This is a genomic window from Stenotrophomonas sp. NPDC077659, from assembly GCF_050268705.1.
GTDB lineage: Bacteria > Pseudomonadota > Gammaproteobacteria > Xanthomonadales > Xanthomonadaceae > Stenotrophomonas.
The window spans coordinates 1-16,623 of record NZ_JBNNHG010000008.1 but is presented as its reverse complement, the minus strand read 5'-3'; the positions used below and the strand labels follow the sequence as shown (position 1 = coordinate 16,623).

Genomic DNA, 16,623 nt, shown 5'->3' with positions numbered 1-16,623 from the left:
GGTGCGGACCGTTGGTCCGCACAGCGCAAGGCGTCATCCACGCATGGCGTGGATCTACTGAGCCCGGTGGAGGGTGGGTGCGGACCGTTGGTCCGCACTGCGCAAGGCGTCATCCACGCATGGCGTGGATCTACCGAGCCCGGTGGAGGATGGGTGCGGACCGTTGGTCCGCACAGCGCAAGGCGTCATCCACGCATGGCGTGGATCTACCGGGTCCGGTGGAGGGTGGGTGCGGATCGTTGGTCCGCACTGCGCAAGGCCTCATCCACGCATGGCGTGGATCTACCGAGCCCGGTGGGTGGTGGGTGCGGACCGTTGGTCCGCACAGCGCAAGGCGTCATCCACGCATGGCGTGGATCTACCGGGTCCGGTGGAGGGTGGGTGCGGATCGTTGGTCCGCATTGCGCAAGGCCTCATCCACGCATGGCGTGGATCTACCGAGCCCGGTGGGTGGTGGGTGCGGACCGTTGGTCCGCACAGCGCAAGGCGTCATCCACGCATGGCGTGGATCTACGGGGGGAAATCGGCGTTTCACGCGAAGGGGGGCATAATCGCCCCATGGCCATCATCCAGTCCCTGCTCGACACCGACCTGTACAAATTCACCATGATGCAGGCGGTGCTGCACCAGTACCCCGGCGCCCTGGTCCAGTACCGGTTCAAGTGCCGCACCCCCGGTATCGACCTGGCGCGTTACATCGACCAGATCAACGAAGAAATCGACCACCTTTGCAGCCTGCGCTTCAGCGATGAAGAGCTGGATTACATGCGCGGCCTGCGCTTCGTCAAACCCGACTTCGCCGATTTCCTTGGCCTGTTCCACCTCGACCGCAAATACATCCAGCTGCAGCCGTCGAAGACCGTGCCTGGCGAGATCGATCTGGATATCACCGGCCCCTGGCTGCATACCATCCTGTTCGAAGTGCCGCTGCTGGCGATCATCAACGAAGTCTGGTTCCGCAACACCACCACCGCCGATGTAGCCGAGGGCGAACGCCGCCTGCAGGCCAAGGCCGCGCTGCTGCGCGATACCCCTGGGTTCGAGCAGTGCCGGATCGCCGATTACGGCAGTCGCCGTCGTTACTCGCGTGACTGGCATGCGCGCCTGTTGCCGCTGCTGCGCGATGCGCTCGGCCCGCAGCTGGTGGGTACCAGCAACGTGCACTTTGCCCGCCTGTACGGCATGACCCCGCACGGCACCATGGCCCACGAGTACCTGCAGGCGTTCCAGGCCCTCGGCCCGCGCCTGCGTGATTCGCAGGTGGCAGCGCTGGAATCGTGGGCGCGCGAGTACCGGGGTGACCTGGGCATCGCGCTGTCGGACGTGGTCGGGCTGGACGCGTTCCTGCGCGATTTCGACATGTACTTCTGCAAGCTGTTCGACGGCGTGCGCCACGATTCGGGCGACCCCTTCGACTGGGGCGACCGCATGCTCGCCCACTTCCAGCAGCGCCGCGTCGATCCGCGCAGCAAGGTGCTGGTCTTCAGCGATGGCCTGGACATCACCAAGGTGATGCGCCTGTACGACTATTTCCGTGGCCGCTGCCAGGTTGCCTTCGGGGTGGGGACGCACCTGACCAACGACCTGGGCCCGACGCCATTGAACATCGTCATCAAAATGGTCCGCTGCAACGGGCAGCCGGTGGCCAAGCTCAGCGACTCGCCGGGCAAGAGCATGTGTGATGACCCGGGGTATCTGTCCTACCTGCGCAAGGTGTTCGAATTGCCGCCGGAAAGCTGAACGCCAAGGCCGCGAAAGAGAACCGCTGAAAGTGTCACTGTCCTATCAGGAATTCTCATTCATAAAAAAAATCAACAAATCCATGGAGTTGTGGCGGAATATGCCTGCATCCGGGAGCGGGATATGCCACAATAAACCGGGGCGCAGTTCACACTTTTTATCGGTTGCGGGGCGAGTGAACGAATCTGCCCGTCCTGTGCCGGGTCGATGGGGACCTACATGAGCGCATCGGAATTGCTGGACCATTACCGCCTGCAGGCGTGTTCGCTGCAGTGGCGGGGTTTCATTCTGGCCATGGCGGCTGAGTTCGCCGAGGCCTTGCCGGACGCGGATGTCGCCAGGCTGATGGCACGCATCGGTGAACGCTTTGCGCGCGACCATCGGCTGCCCGTGGTGGACACGCTGGCGGAGTTGGAGAGCGCAGCCAACGCGGTGTGGGCCAGCCTGTCGTGGGGTGTGGTGACGTTGAGGGAAGGCAGTACCGAGGTGCGGGTCGAGCATCTGGCCGCGCCGTTGACGGCACTGCTTGCCCACCATGCGGGGTGGAATACCTCCTTCCTGGAAGGCGTGTATCGGGTCTGGTTCCGCGAGGCAGGCATGCTGCCCTCGCTGGATCTGGAGCCAGGCCAGGGAAGTTCGGCCGATGTGTCACGTTACATCCTGCGCCGGGTCAGCTGAGCATTCTGTTTCAAGTCTATCGAGGCCTTTTTCAATGTCTGTTGATTCTGCCAGCCACGACGATGTGGCCGGACTGTTCAAGCGCCTGGGCACGCGTGCCGGCGCACCGCAGTACCATGATTTCTCCGATGAGCCGGCCACTGACGCCAGCACGCGGCGGGAGACGCCGCCTGCGGTGCCGGTGCCCGGCGCTGTGGAGACGGTTCAGCCCACGATGGACGCCGAGCCTGCGCCTGCGCCGCAGCCGCCTGCCCTCATAGCGACAGCGGAAACATCGCTGCAGCATCTGTTCCAGCGCTTGGCCCAGGTACCGCTGCAGGATCCGGCGCAGAGTCCGTTGGCGCGCCTGCGCCAGCGCTGAGTCAACGACAGGTGCGGTGTGCCTCCCGGTATCGGGGAAGGGCGCGGCCGCGATTCCGCCACGATAGAGGCCGCGTTGCCGCGGCCGGGATGAAGCCGCATGACGCATACATCGCCTCCCGCGCGCAGCGCCTTCATGGCACGCCTGGGCCTTGCTGTTCTGGTTGCCGGTGCCGTTGCTCTGCTGGCCTTTGTCGCCACCGTGCCGCTGGATGTGGCACACCAGCTGCTGTTCTCGGCCGTGGTGTTCGCCATCGCACTGCTGCTGCGCAACCGCGAAGGACGGCTGGTTCCGCTGATCCTGATGGGCCTGTCGCTGGTGATGTCCACCCGGTACATGTGGTGGCGTCTGACCGAGACGCTCGGTTTTGGCACGCTGGTCGACCTGACCCTCGGCGCCGGCCTGGTAGCGGCGGAAATCTACGCCTACCTGGTGCTGGTGCTGGGTTACTTCCAGGTGGCCTGGCCACTGCACCGGCCGCCGGTGCCGTTGCCGGAAGACCGTTCGCAGTGGCCGACGGTGGATGTGCTGATCCCCACCTACAACGAGCCGCTGTCGGTGGTGCGCACCACCATTCTGGCCGCCACCGTGCTGGACTGGCCGGCCGACAAGCTCAACATCTACCTGCTCGATGACGGCCGCCGTGACGAGTTCCGCCAGTTCTGCGAGCAGGTCGGCGTGCACTACGTTACCCGCACCAACAACAACCACGCCAAGGCCGGCAACATCAATGCCGCGCTGAAGAAGAGCCACGGCGAGTTCGTGGCCGTGTTCGACTGCGACCACGTGCCGACCCGTTCCTTCCTGCAGATGTCGATGGGCGGTTTCCTCACCGACCCCAGGCTGGCCGTGGTGCAGACACCTCACTATTTCTTCTCGGCCGACCCGTTCGAGCGCAACCTGGGAACGTTCGGCAAGGTGCCCAACGAAGGCGAACTGTTCTACGGCCTGCTGCAGGACGGCAACGACCTGTGGGATGCCACGTTCTTCTGCGGTTCGTGCACCGTGCTGCGCCGTGCGCCGCTGGAAGCCATCGGCGGGGTCGCGGTGGAAACGGTGACCGAGGACGCGCACACCGCCATCCGCCTGCACAAGGCAGGTTGGCGAAGTGCCTACATTCCCATACCGCAGGCCGCCGGCCTGGCCACCGAAAGCCTGTCGGCCCATGTCGGCCAGCGCATCCGCTGGGCCCGTGGCATGGCGCAGATCATGCGGGTGGACAACCCCCTGCTGACCCGCGGCCTGAAGTTCGTGCAGCGCATCTGCTACACCAACGCCATGCTGCACTTCTTCTACGGGCTGCCGCGCATCATCTTCCTCACCGCGCCACTGGCCTACCTGTTCTTCGGTGCGCACGTCATCCATGCCTCGGCGCTGATGATCCTGGCCTACGCGTTGCCGCACATCCTGCAGGCCAACCTGACCAACGTGCGCGTGCAGGGCCGCCACCGCCACCTGTTGTGGAACGAGGTATATGAGACCACGCTGGCCTGGTACATCCTGCGGCCGACATTGATGGCGGTCATCAACCCAAAGCTGGGCAAGTTCAACGTCACCGCCAAGGGCGGCCTGGTCAAGGAAAGCTACTTCGACGCGCAGATCGCCCGGCCCTACCTGGTGCTGCTGCTGTTGAATGTGATCGGCATCGTGGTCGGCATCGTGCGTCTGGTCATGGCCGATACCGACGGGCAGAGCAACACCATCTGGTTGAACCTGGGCTGGACGCTGTACAACACGATCATGCTCGGTGCGGTGATCGCCACCTCCGGCGAGCAGCGGCAGATCCGCCGCTCGCACCGCGTGCCGCTGGCGATGCCGGCCGTGCTGCACCTGGAGGACGGCCGCGCGCTGCCGTGCCGCACCCTGAACTTCTCCACCGGCGGCATGGCCGTGCGGCTGGACGTGCCCGAGCCGCTGCAGCCTGGCAGTCTGGCCCACATCGAACTGAGCAACCGAAACCGCAGCAAGCAGCTGCCGGCCATCATCCGCCACGACCGTGATGCATCGGGCATCAGCCTGCAGTTCGGCGAACTGGACCTGGAGCAGGAGCGCTGGCTGGTGACCTGCACCTTCGCACGTGCCGACATCTGGGTGCAGCTGTGGGGCCGGCATGACCGCGATACCCTGCTGCGTTCATTCGGCGATGTGTTCAAGGCCAGCCTGCGTGGCTTCCACCGCCTGGGGCGGTTCATCACTACCGGCGGACGTCGCAGCGATGCCGCCCCACCGCGTACTGGAGATTCCGCATGACCCGTCGTGTTTTCCGCATTGGCCGACTGCGGCTGCGCCCGCGTGCCACCGTGGTGGCGTTCGCGCTGGCCCTGCCGTGGGTCGCGGTGCAGGCACAGAACGCCGACGCGCCCGCCGCTGGCGTGGGCACGGAGGCCGCCTCCACACCGGTGCCGGCTGTGGCCGCGCCTGTACCGGCCGCGATGCGGCAGAGCCGGGCCACGCTCAAGCAGCTGGGCATCGATTACGAGATCACTCTGCGCGGTATCCAGGGCACTGCCGGCGTGCCGTTCTCGGTGCGCAGCGACCAGGTGGTCGACCGGGCCTCGCTGCACCTGAAGTACAGCTACTCGCCGTCGCTGCTGCCGGACCTCTCGCACCTGAAGGTGACGGTCAACGACGTCACCGTGGCCACGCTGCCGGTATCCACCGAAGAGGCCGGCAAGGTGATCGAGCGCGACATCGACGTCGACCCGCGGTTGATCATCGACTACAACCGGATCAACCTGCAGTTGATCGGGCACTACACCCGCGAGTGCGAAGACCCCGACCACACCAGCCTGTGGGCCAACATCGACAGCAGCAGCTACCTTGAGCTGGGCTGGCTGCCGCTGCAGCTGAACAACGATCTGTCGCTGCTGCCGGTGCCATTCTTCGATGCGCGCGATACCCGTCGGCTCGATCTACCGTTCGTGTACGCGGGCCAGCCGAGCGCCGGCATGCTGCAGGCTGCCGGCATCGTCTCATCGTGGTTTGGTGCGCTGGCCGGCTACCGCGGTGCGCGCTTCACTGCCAGCCCCGATGCGCTGCCCGTACAGGGCAATGCCGTGGTCCTGGCCATCGCTGGCAAGAGCGTGCCGGGCCTGGACCTGCCTCAGGTGGCTGGTCCCACCGTGGCGATGGTGACCCATCCGAACGACCCCAACGGCAAGCTGCTGCTGGTGCTCGGCCGCGATGAGGCAGAACTGCGTACCGCCGCATCGGCAGTGGCGCTGGGGGCACCGTTGTCCGGCTCGAGCGCCAGCATCGACAGCTTCAAGCCTGCCGCCGCACGCAAGCCCTACGACGCGCCCAACTGGATCCCCAGTGATCGCCCGGTGCGCTTCGATGAACTGGTGGCACGCACCAGTGAACTGAACGTCGTCGGCTACCACCCGGACCTAATCCGCATCGGCCTGCAGCTGCCGCCAGACCTCTTCGTGTGGCGCCAGCAGGGCATTCCGCTGGACCTGCGCTATCGCTATACGCTGCCCGAAGGCGCCGATAAGTCGGCGTTGAACATCAACATCAACGATGCCTTCGTCACCACGCTGCCGCTGGATGGCCTGCCGCGCGCGCAGACCATGCCGGAGAAACTGTGGAACAAGCTGAAGGTGCGTGGCCAGATGCCGATCACGCAGAAGGTGATGCTGCCCACCGGCCCGTTCTCGTCCAGCAGCCAGCTGCGCTTCCATTTCTTCTTCGACCGCCCGCAGGCCGCTGAGTGCAAGAACACCTTCCCGGATGTATCGGCGGCCATCGATGGCGATTCCAGCATCGACCTGCGCGGCTTCCACCATTACATGGCGATGCCCAACCTGGCTGCGTTCGGCAATGCCGGCTTCCCGTTCACGCGCATGGCCGACCTGTCTGAATCAGCGGTCGTGCTGCCTGACGCATTCACTGCCGATGACGTCGGCAACGCGCTCACGGTGCTGGGCCGCATGGGTGCAGCCACCGGCTACCCGGCGCTGGGCAACCGCTTCCTGCGCGCATCGGAGGTGGCGGCGAACCCGGACCTCGATCTGCTGGTGCTGGGCTCGCGCCGCACCCAGCCGCTGTTCACCGAATGGGCGGCGCACATGCCCATCGGTGAGGGTGCGCATCAACGCAGCTTTGCCCTGTCCGACTGGCTTACCGGCCACCTGCCCAGCTTCCTGTCGCCTGACGCGCGGCGGACCGACCTCCCCTCGGTGGCTGAAGTGGGGCTTCGTCCTGATCCCGACGATGTGGTGATGCTCGGTTTCCAATCGCCGCTGCAGAAGGGGCGCAGCGTGGTCGCCATCATCGCCGACAACCCCGGCCAGCTCGGGCGTCTGTTCGATGCATGGTTTGAACCGGACCTGCTGCGTGATTTCCAGGGCAGCGCCGTGCTGCTGCACGGGAATACCGTGCGCAGCATGGCTGGCAACCAGACCTATTACGTAGGCCACCTGCCGCCGCTGACCTGGGCGCGCTGGTACTTTGCCCACAACCCGCTGTGGCTGGGCCTGCTGGTTGGACTGTGCTGCCTGCTGTTGGCCCTGCTGGCCCGCGTGCTGCTGATGTGGCAGGCACGCCGTCGCCTGGCCCAGGGTGGCGGCTGACCATGGCCATGGTGTTGCACGGCGCTGCACGTCGCCGTTTCCTGCGGCTGCTGGCCGGCACGGCTGGCATCGCGTTGCTGCCGGCTGCCGCGCAGGCGGTCAGTCTGCCGCGCTGCGCTGGCCCGTGGCGGGAATGGGCCAGCTTCGTGCAGCGGCATGTTCAAGCCGATGGGCGCGTGGTGGATTTCCTCAACAAGGACCTGCGCAGTACGTCAGAATCGCAATCGTATGCGCTGTTCTTCGCGCTGGTGGACAACGACCCGGTGCTGTTCGACCGCGTCCTGGGCTGGACCCGGCGCCACCTGTGCGGGGGCCGTCCGGACCTGAATCTGCCGGCCTGGTTGTGGGGGCGTGATGCCAGCGGCCAGTTCCGCGTGCTCGACGCCAACACCGCCGCTGACGGCGAGCTGTGGATCGCCTACGCGCTGCTGGAAGCAGGACGGCTGTGGAAGCGCCCGGGCCTGCACGATGCCGGCCGCCAGATGCTGGCGCTGATGCACAAGGCCGAAGTGGCCGAGCTGCCAGGCTTCGGCCCGATGCTGCTGCCGGGCAATGCCGGTTTCATCCGTGCCGAGCGCTGGACGCTCAACCCCAGCTACCTGCCGTTGTTCGTGCTGCGCCGTTTTGCGGCCGTCGACCCGAAGGGGCCGTGGGCACGCATGGCCGAGCGCAGCGTAGCCCTGCTGGAAGCCAGCGCGCCGGTCGGTTTCGCGCCGGACTGGGTGGCATGGAACGGCCGCGCGTTCGTCACCGATGCCGAGAAGGGCGATATGGGCAGCTATGACGCCATCCGCTGCTACCTGTGGGCCGGCATGGTCGACAGCGGCGACCCGCTGCGCCGCCGCCTGCTGCAGGGGCTGTCCGGGCCGGCAGGCATGCTGCGGACGCAGGGCTACATGGCGGAAAAGGTCCAGGTGCGCGCAGGCGTAGGCACCGGCACCGCGCCGCTGGGCTTTTCCGCCGCCCTGCTACCTTACCTTGCGGCATCCGCACAGCCTGCGCTGCTCAAAGCGCAGCAGGCGCGCGTGGCCGCTGCCGCCGATCTGAACTACTACGAGCGTGCGTTGGTCCTGTTCGGCAAAGGCTGGCTGGACCGACGTTTCCGTTTTTCTGCCGACGGGCGCCTGCTGCCTGCCTGGAGTAACCCATGTTCCGCAAACATCTGAAGCCGCTGTGCCTGGTCGGCCTGCTCGACCTGTGCGTGTTGACGACGCCGGCCTGGGCGCAGAGCGCCTCGGTGCAGCAGCTGGTCAACCAGGGCAACTACTGGCACGACCAGGGCCGCGAAGACCTGGCTGCCGACACCTGGCGCAAGCTGCTGGCCACCGACGCCAACCAGCCCGATGCGCTGCTTGGCCTGGGCCTGATCGACCTCAACCAGGGGCGCCGCGCCGACGCCCAGAAGCGCCTGCAGCAGCTGCAGGCGCGCCACCCGCAGGCGCCGCAGACCGCGCGCCTGCGCCTGGCCCTGGGCGGAGGTTCCGGTGCTGGCGATAACCCGCTGCAGGCCGCCCGTCGTTCGGCAGCGGCCGGACGTTATGTCGATGCGGTGCGCAGCTACGACCAGGCCTTCGCCGGCAGCGCACCGCCGGATGATCTGGCGCTGGAGTACTACCAGGTGCTGGCCGGTACGCCGGAAGGCTGGAGCCGTGCACGTGACGGCCTGCAGAAGCTGGTCGGGCGCAACGATACGCCGTCGGCGCGGCTGGCCCTGGCACAAGTACTGACCTACCGCGAACCCAGCCGCCGCGATGGCATCAGCCGGCTCAGTGCGCTCAGCCAACGCCAGGACACGGGCGGCCCCGCCCGCGCTGCGTGGCGCCAGGCGCTGCTGTGGCTCAACGCGGGCCCGGCGGATGCGCCGTTGTACCAGGCGTTCCTGGCGACGCAGCCGAATGACCGCGAAGTGGCCGCCAAGGCAAGCCAGCTGCGCGAACAGGCCAGCAGCGCTGCTGCGGCGGTGGATCCCAACCAGCGCCTGCTGGGTGAAGCCTTCCGCGCGCTGGACGACAACCAGCTGGCACTGGCGGAAAGCCGGTTCGCCCAGGTGCTGCGGGCGCGGCCGCGCGACGCCGGTGCGCTCGGCGGCCTCGGTTCGGTGCGCCTGCGCCAGGAGCGTTTTGAAGAAGCCAATGAACTGCTCAAGCAGGCGGTGGCCCGCGATGGAAAATGGCGCAGTGCCGCTGACAGCGCGCGCTACTGGCTGACCCTGCAGCAGGTGCGTGGGCAGCGCGGTGCCGATGCACTGGCGCGTGTGCAGCAGGTCATCAGCCTGCAGCCGAAGCAGCCGGCCGGTTACGTGGCGCTGGCGCAGCTGCAGGAAGGCACCGACCCCGCTGCCGCCGAACGCAACTACCGCAAGGCCCTGGAACTGGAGGCCGGCAACGCCGGTGCGCTGCAGGGTCTGGTGGGCCTGCTCGGGCGGCAGGGCCGGGCCGAAGAAGCGGCCGTGATGATGGAGCGCATGACCCCCGCGCAGCAGGAAAAGGCCGGTGGCCGTGCGGTGCTGCGCGCCAACCTGGCCCGCGCCCGCGCGCAGGAAGCCATCGCCGGTGGCAGCCTGCAGACGGCGCAGGTGGAACTGGAGGACGCACTGCTGGCGCAACCGGGCGATCCCTGGCTGCGGCTGGAACTGGCACGCCTGTACCAGCGCATGGGCCAGCCGGCAGAAGCCGACCGGGTCATGGCCGAGCTGGCCGCGCCGGGGGCCGAGGCGTCGGTGGAAGCGCTGCAGGCGCAAGCGCTGTTCGCGCAGGAGCGCCAGCAGTGGCCGCGCATGCTCACGCTGCTTGACCAGATTCCGGCCAACGCGCGCACGGCCGAGATCGAGGCACTGCGCACCGTGGCTCTGGTGCAGGCGCAGGGAGCGCAGGCGCGCAGCCTGGCGCAGCGCCAGCGCACCGGTGAAGCGCAGCTGCTGCTGGCGCGCACCGAAGCCTCGCTCGGCAACCAGGCACAGAACCCGGAACTGGTGGCGGCGCTGGCCGGTGCCTATGCGGATATCGGCAGCAGCGAACGTGCGATGGCCCTGGCCCGCACCCTGCTGCAGGGCGACAACCCCAGCGCCGAGGCACGCCTGCAGTACGCCACGGTGCTGCTGCGCGCGGGCCGCGACGGTGAGGTTGCCGCTGTGCTGCGCCAGCTGGGCCAGGTCCAGTTGGATGTGGCACAACAGGGGCGCTTGCAGGATCTTCGTGCGGGCTACGTGCTGCGCCAGGTCGATGCGTTGCGCCAGCAGGGCAACCTGGAAGCGGCTTACAGCGTGCTGGCCCCGGCGCTGGCTGAACGCCCCGACGACCCGCGCAACATCGCCGCGCTGGCGCGGCTCTACAGCGCCGCTGGCGACCACGGCCAGGCTCTGGCGCTTTACCAACAACAGCTGCAACGCAGCCCCGGCGATGTCGATGCGCTGGTGGCCGCCGCTGGCAGCGCCGCTTCGCTGCGTGACATGGATACCGCCGAGACCTACCTGCAGCAGGCGCTGGCCAAGGCGCCCGATTCCCCCGATGTGCTGGCCGGTGCGGGTCGGGTTTACCGCGCGGCCGGCAAGAACCGCCGCGCCGAAAGCTATTTCAAGGCTTCGCTGGCCGCCGCCGCACGCCAGTCCGGTTATGCCGACGCGGGTATGCCGCGGTCGCGCAACGCCGCGCTGGCCGGTGGTGCCGGCGCGTTCAATCCGTTCGCCGGCATGAACCGTGGCGTTGCCAGCCGTGCCGTGCGCAGTGATGACCTGCCGCTGCCGGCGGCGGTCGATGCTCTGGCCACCACCGCGCCGGTCGGCAGCAGCGGCCTGCCGGGCGGCCCCCGGGTGCAGGGTCCGCTGTTCGATGCCTCCGGTCTGCCCGAGCCGGTCGCCGCACGCGGTGGTGCTGCACAGCTTGATGCGCTGCCGGTACCTGGCCAGTCCACCCGCAGCCGCCGCAGCGAGGCTGCAACGGGCAGTACCGGCGACCAGGGCGTGCTGGCAGAACTGCGCGACCTCACCGCTGAAAACAGCAGCAGCCTGGCCGTCGGTGCCAGTTACCGCAGCCGTGACGGCGAGCCCGGGCAGGGCAAGCTCGACGATCTGCAGGTGCCGATGGAGGCACGCTTTGCCGTAGGCGACGGCAAGCTGATCGTCGCCGTGACCCCTGTCGTGCTCGATGCCGGCAAGCCGGATGCAGCCTATGTCGATGCCAGCCGCTTTGGTGGCGGGCCCCAGGCCGCGCTGGCAGGTGCACTGGCAGCTGACCGCACCCCGGTGGACGCGTTGGTTGGTTCTTCGCTTTACCAGACCTTGCTGACCCGCGGTGAAAGCAACGCCACGCGCAACCTGATCGAACAGCGCGCACTGGATACCGGCCGTTACCAGGAGCTGTACAACCAGACTGATGGCGCGCTGACAGCGGCTGAACGCCGTACTGCGGCGCTGGCACTCCTGTTTGCCGATCCACTGCCGGCTTACCTGCTGTCACGTGATGTGGGCAGCACTCCCATCAGCCAGATTGCCAGCCAGCTGCTGAACAACGGCGGCTTGTCGCGGGGACTCACCACCGCCGAACAGGCGCAGCTGAAGGCACTGGCCAGCGGTGCCAACAGTGGCCAGAGCCCGATTACCTTCCAGGACACGCTGTATGCGATGGTGGCCAACGCCGCTGGCGCGCGCCGGATGTCTGCACAGGATGCAACCGGCGCCGGCATCTCTGTGGGTTACCAGCGCGGGGGCCTGCGCGCGGATGTCGGCACCTCGCCGCTGGGCTTCTCGGAAAACCAGGTTGTCGGCGGCATCGCTTACGAAGGGCGCATCGGCGATGGCTTCACCTGGACCGGTGAAGCCTCGCGCCGTGCCATCACTGACAGCGTACTGTCCTTCTCCGGTGTGCAGGATGATCGCACCGGCCAGCGCTGGGGTGGCGTCACCGCCACCGGTGCCAAGATCGGTGGAACGCTCGACAACGGTCTCATCGGCGGCTACGCCAATCTGTCCTGGCATCGCCTGCAGGGCGAAAACGTGGCCAACAATGAACGCAGCGAGATCGGTCTGGGTGTCTACGTGCACGCGCTGGAAACCAGCAGCCAGTCGCTGACCGCCGGCCTGAATGTCACCGCGCTGCAGTACGAGCGCAACCTCAGCGGTTTCACCTACGGCCATGGTGGGTATTTCAGCCCACAGCGTTATCTCGATGTCGGCTTCCCCGTGCACTGGAACGGCCGCAACGAGCGCGCGCGACTGGCATGGCAGGTCGATGGCAGCGTCGGCGTGCAGCACTTCGAGGAGAAAGCGTCTGATTACTTCCCCACCGACCCTGTGCTGCAGCAGGCTGCCTACGACGCCGCGTCGATGGCTGCGCTGCTCGGGCTGACCCCTGAGTATGTGGCACCGGTCTACACGGGCCAGACCAAGACCGGGGTCTCCTACAACCTCAGCGCTGCTGCCGAGTGGCAGCTGTCCAGCCAGCTGTTCCTGGGCGGTCGGATGGAACTGAACAACGCGCGTGACTACCGCCAGTTCGGCACCAGCCTGTACCTGCGCTTCCTCCTCGACCGTCTTGGTTCGGGCCTGGGCATGCGCCCGCAGGTGCTGCGCTCGCCTTACAGCGGCGGGCCCTGAACGGCAGGCGGCCGGGCGCGCTGGCCTGCACGCAGCATGCCCGCCGCCTGGGGTATACCTGCAGACTGGCCGGTTCCTGCTACGGTCCTACATACGGAGTTGCCGATGCCGCCTGTTGCCGCTGTTTCCCGACGCCGCCTGCTGGCGGCACTGGCCACACTGCCGGTGCTGTCCATTGCTGTACCGGGTTGCGCTGCCAGCGGCGGCAGCCGTGGCTGGCCGGCCTGGCAGCTGCTGTGCGACAGCAGCCTCAGCGAGGACGGCCGCATGATCGACCGCACCCACGCCGACCAGCGCAGCACCTCCGAAGGCCAGTCCTATGCGCTGTTTTTTGCGCTGGTGGCCAACGATGCCGAGCGCTTTGCGCGCATACTGCGCTGGACCCAGGACAACCTTGCCGGCGGTGACATGGCCGCGCGGCTGCCGGCCTGGCTGTGGGGCCGCGACGCCACCGGCGGCTGGTCGGTGCTGGACCCCAACCCTGCCTCCGATTCGGACCTGTGGCTGGCCTATGCCCTGCTGGAAGCGGCCCGCCTGTGGCACATGCCGGACTATCAGCGCATCGCGATGGCCATGCTGGCGCAGGTGCGCGAGCGCGAGATCGCTACCCTTGATGGACTGGGCCCGATGCTGTTGCCGGGCCCGCACGGGTTCGTGGTTGACGGCGTCACCCGCGTCAATCCCAGCTACCTGCCGCTGCCATTGCTGCGCCGTTTCGCGGCCGTTGACCGCGATGGTCCGTGGCAGGTGCTGGCCGGGAATACCGTGGTGCTGCTGCAGCAGACCAGCCCGCACGGCTTTGCGCCCGACTGGGCCGCATGGAAGGACGGGGCATTCGTGGCGGACCCGGTCACCGGCGCGGTCGGCAGCTACGACGCGATCCGCTGCTATGCATGGGCAGGTATGACCGCACCCCGTGACCCGCTGTTCCGACGACAGCTGGAGGTATTGTCCGGCCCCCTGCAGCGGTTGCGCGCGGGGGCCGCCATATGGGAGAAGATCGATTCCCGCAGTGGGGCAGGGCAGGGCGAGGGGAATCACGGCTTCCGTGCCGCGTTGCTGCCTTACCTGCTGGCGCTGGGCGAAACCGCGCTGGCCCGGCAGCTGCAGGACAGCCTGCCTACCGCGGCTCAGCAGAGCGCTGCGGTGCCGGTCTACTACACCCAGATGCTCAGCCTGTTCGGCCTGGGTTGGGCTGAAGGCCGCTGGCGCTTCGCCGCAGACGGTCAGCTGCAGCCCCGGCGCTGATAGCCGCGCCACCCTTGCCGGTAGCGCCGGGCCATGCCCGGCCAACGGATCACTCCAGCGCGTAACGCAGCACGAACAGCACCGCCACCAGCCACACCGCCGGGTGTGCTTCGCGCCAGCGGCCCGTGCCGGCCTTCAGTGCGGCATAGGCGATGAAGCCGAACGCCAGGCCATTGGCGATGGAATAGGTGAACGGCATGGCCAGCGCACACAGCGCGGCCGGGACTGATTCGGTCAGGTCGCTCCAGTCCACGTCCACCAGTTCGCGCAGCATCAAGCCGGCCACGAACAGCAGGGCAGGGGAGGTGGCATAGGCCGGCACCATCGCCGCCAGCGGCGAGAACAGCAGCGCGGCCAGGAACAGCGCCGACACCACCAGCGCGGTCAGCCCGGTGCGGCCACCCACCTGCACGCCCGAGGCGCTTTCGGCGAAGGCGGTGGTGCTGCTGGTGCCCAGCAGCGAACCGGCCACGATGGCCGTGCTGTCGGCCAGCAGCGCGCGGCCGAAACGCTTCTGCGCGCCTGGCAGCTTCAGCAGGCCGGCGCGGCCGATCACGCCGTACAGCGTGCCGGTGGCATCGAACACTTCCACCAGCACGAACACCAGCACCACCTGCAGCAGCACCGCGATCGGCGCGCCTCCGTCGTGGTGCAGCAGACCGGGCAGGTCCAGCTGCAGGAAGGTCGGCGCCAGGCTCGGCGGCAGCGAGACCAGCCCGTGGTACTGCACATCGCCCAGTGCCCAGCCTGCAGCGGTCACGGCGAGGATGCCGATCAGGATCGCACCGCGCACGCGCCGCGCTTCCAGCACCGCAATCAGCAGGAAGCCGCCCAGCGCCAGCAGTGGCGGCGCGGTGTTCAGCGGGCCCAGCGCCACCAGCGTGTCTTCGTTGCCGACGATCACCCCGGATTTCTGCAGCGCGATGATCGCCAGGAACAGGCCGATGCCCGCCACGATGGCCGAGCGTAGCGACGACGGAATGCCCGCCACCAGCCACGCGCGCACGCCGGTCAATGACAGCACCAGGAAGACCAGCCCGGAAATGAACACCGCACCCAGCGCCTGCTGCCACGGCAGGCCTGCGGCGCCGACCACGGTGAAGGCGAAGAACGCGTTCAGGCCCATGCCCGGGGCCATGCCCACCGGGAAGTTGGCGGCCAGCGCCATCACCGCCGAACCCAGCGCCGCGGCCAGGCAGGTGGCCACGAACACGGCGCCGGCATCCATGCCGGTGGTGCCGAGGATCTCGGGGTTCACGAAGACGATGTAGGACATCGTCAGGAAGGTGGTGACACCGGCCAGCAGCTCGGTACGCACGGTGGTGCCGTGCTGCTGCAGCTGGAACAGGCGCTCGAACAGGGACATGGGGTCGCTCATTGGTAGATGCCGGCCGCTGACCGGCATGCATGGACCGGGTGGGGTGATGACCTGCCGGAAAGTGGTAGGTACCGACCGTTGGTCGGTATGCTTCAAAGCGTCACCACCAACGGGGGTGACCTACCAGAATGCAGAACGGCCGCGCAGAGCGCGGCCGTTCTTCCTTTCTTACTTCAGCGCCTTGAAGCGCAGGCGCTTGGGCGCAGCGTCGTCGCCCATGCGGCGGCGCTTGTCTTCTTCATACTCGCGGTAGTTGCCCTGGAAGAACTCCACGTGCGAATCGCCTTCGAACGCCAGGATGTGGGTCGCGATGCGATCCAGGAACCAGCGGTCATGCGAAATGACGAAGGTGTTGCCCGGGAACTCCAGCAGCGCATCTTCCAGCGCACGCAGGGTTTCGATGTCCAGATCGTTGGACGGTTCGTCGAGCAGCAGCACGTTGCCACCCTGCAGCAGGGTCTTGGCCATGTGCAGGCGGCCCCGCTCGCCACCGGACAGCGAACCGACCATCTTCTGCTGGTCCTGGCCCTTGAAGTTGAAGCGGCCGATGTAGGCGCGCGACTGGATCTCGATGCCGTTGATGTTGAGGATGTCCAGGCCGCCGGCGATTTCCTGGAAGACGTTGTGGTTGCCTTCCAGCGCGTCGCGGCTCTGGTCCACGTAGGACAGCTTCACGGTCGGGCCGACCACGATCTCGCCGGTGTCCGGCTTTTCCTGGCCGGTGATCATCTTGAACAGGGTCGACTTGCCGGCACCGTTGGGGCCGATGATGCCGACGATGGCGCCGGCCGGCACCAGGAAGCTCAGGTTGTCGAACAGCAGGCGGTCACCGAACTTCTTGGAGACGTTCTTGAATTCCATCACCGCGTTGCCCAGGCGCTCGCCCGGCGGGATGAAGATTTCATTGGTCTCGTTGCGCTTCTGGTAATCGACCGACTGCAGCTCTTCCAGGCGGGCCAGACGGGCCTTGCCCTTGGTGCGGCCACCCTTGGCGTTCTGGCTCTCGAACTCTTTTTTGAACGACCAATATGCTGCAGGAACGAGGATCAGCCTG

General features: G+C 67.3%; 10 protein-coding genes. 8 read left to right on the top strand and 2 right to left on the bottom strand.

What is annotated here, in order from left to right; all coding sequences use genetic code 11:
• The first annotated feature begins 558 nt into the window (after positions 1–558).
• From pncB to bcsZ (ACQKDV_RS02390), 8 genes are all read left to right on the top strand, one after another.
• Positions 559–1,740, top strand: coding sequence for a nicotinate phosphoribosyltransferase (gene pncB, locus ACQKDV_RS02425; RefSeq protein ID WP_427782198.1), 1,182 nt, complete (start codon positions 559–561; stop codon positions 1,738–1,740).
• 219 nt (positions 1,741–1,959) lie between these two features.
• Positions 1,960–2,418: a cellulose biosynthesis protein BcsD gene (gene bcsD, locus ACQKDV_RS02420; protein WP_427782196.1), complete on the top strand. Its 459-nt coding sequence runs from the start codon at positions 1,960–1,962 to the stop codon at positions 2,416–2,418.
• Between the two features lie 34 nt (positions 2,419–2,452).
• Entirely contained in the window at positions 2,453–2,779 is a 327-nt protein-coding gene (locus ACQKDV_RS02415; protein ID WP_427782195.1) for a hypothetical protein, read from the top strand.
• 99 nt (positions 2,780–2,878) lie between these two features.
• On the top strand, positions 2,879–5,029 hold the full coding sequence (gene bcsA / locus ACQKDV_RS02410) for a UDP-forming cellulose synthase catalytic subunit (protein WP_427782194.1): 2,151 nt from the start codon (positions 2,879–2,881) through the stop codon (positions 5,027–5,029).
• Positions 5,026–7,353 (top strand): cellulose biosynthesis cyclic di-GMP-binding regulatory protein BcsB, encoded by a 2,328-nt coding sequence (bcsB, locus tag ACQKDV_RS02405; protein ID WP_427782193.1) that lies wholly within the window; start codon positions 5,026–5,028, stop codon positions 7,351–7,353. Before bcsA ends, bcsB begins: the two co-directional genes overlap by 4 nt.
• 2 nt (positions 7,354–7,355) lie before the next feature.
• Entirely contained in the window at positions 7,356–8,519 is a 1,164-nt protein-coding gene (gene bcsZ, locus ACQKDV_RS02400; RefSeq protein WP_427782192.1) for a cellulose synthase complex periplasmic endoglucanase BcsZ, read from the top strand.
• On the top strand, positions 8,501–12,943 hold the full coding sequence (locus ACQKDV_RS02395; protein WP_427782191.1) for a cellulose synthase subunit BcsC-related outer membrane protein: 4,443 nt from the start codon (positions 8,501–8,503) through the stop codon (positions 12,941–12,943). Before bcsZ (ACQKDV_RS02400) ends, ACQKDV_RS02395 begins: the two co-directional genes overlap by 19 nt.
• Before the next feature lie 105 nt (positions 12,944–13,048).
• Positions 13,049–14,191, top strand: coding sequence for a cellulose synthase complex periplasmic endoglucanase BcsZ (bcsZ, locus tag ACQKDV_RS02390; RefSeq protein ID WP_427782190.1), 1,143 nt, complete (start codon positions 13,049–13,051; stop codon positions 14,189–14,191).
• 49 nt (positions 14,192–14,240) lie between these two features.
• On the opposite strand, the gene ACQKDV_RS02385 is transcribed toward bcsZ (ACQKDV_RS02390), so the two are convergent.
• Both ACQKDV_RS02385 and ACQKDV_RS02380 read right to left on the bottom strand, forming a co-directional pair.
• On the bottom strand, positions 14,241–15,557 hold the full coding sequence (locus ACQKDV_RS02385; RefSeq protein ID WP_427782189.1) for an NCS2 family permease: 1,317 nt from the start codon (positions 15,555–15,557) through the stop codon (positions 14,241–14,243).
• A gap of 180 nt (positions 15,558–15,737) precedes the next feature.
• The coding region (locus ACQKDV_RS02380; RefSeq protein WP_427782188.1) for an ATP-binding cassette domain-containing protein at positions 15,738–16,623 on the bottom strand (886 nt) is incomplete at its 5' end.

Coding starts and splice junctions, on each gene's coding strand:
- pncB (WP_427782198.1), top strand. CDS start 559: ATGGCCATCATCCAGTCCCTGCTCGACACCGACCTGTACAAATTCACC.
- bcsD (WP_427782196.1), top strand. CDS start 1,960: ATGAGCGCATCGGAATTGCTGGACCATTACCGCCTGCAGGCGTGTTCG.
- ACQKDV_RS02415 (WP_427782195.1), top strand. CDS start 2,453: ATGTCTGTTGATTCTGCCAGCCACGACGATGTGGCCGGACTGTTCAAG.
- bcsA (WP_427782194.1), top strand. CDS start 2,879: ATGACGCATACATCGCCTCCCGCGCGCAGCGCCTTCATGGCACGCCTG.
- bcsB (WP_427782193.1), top strand. CDS start 5,026: ATGACCCGTCGTGTTTTCCGCATTGGCCGACTGCGGCTGCGCCCGCGT.
- bcsZ (WP_427782192.1), top strand. CDS start 7,356: ATGGCCATGGTGTTGCACGGCGCTGCACGTCGCCGTTTCCTGCGGCTG.
- ACQKDV_RS02395 (WP_427782191.1), top strand. CDS start 8,501: ATGTTCCGCAAACATCTGAAGCCGCTGTGCCTGGTCGGCCTGCTCGAC.
- bcsZ (WP_427782190.1), top strand. CDS start 13,049: ATGCCGCCTGTTGCCGCTGTTTCCCGACGCCGCCTGCTGGCGGCACTG.
- ACQKDV_RS02385 (WP_427782189.1), bottom strand. CDS start 15,557: ATGTCCCTGTTCGAGCGCCTGTTCCAGCTGCAGCAGCACGGCACCACC.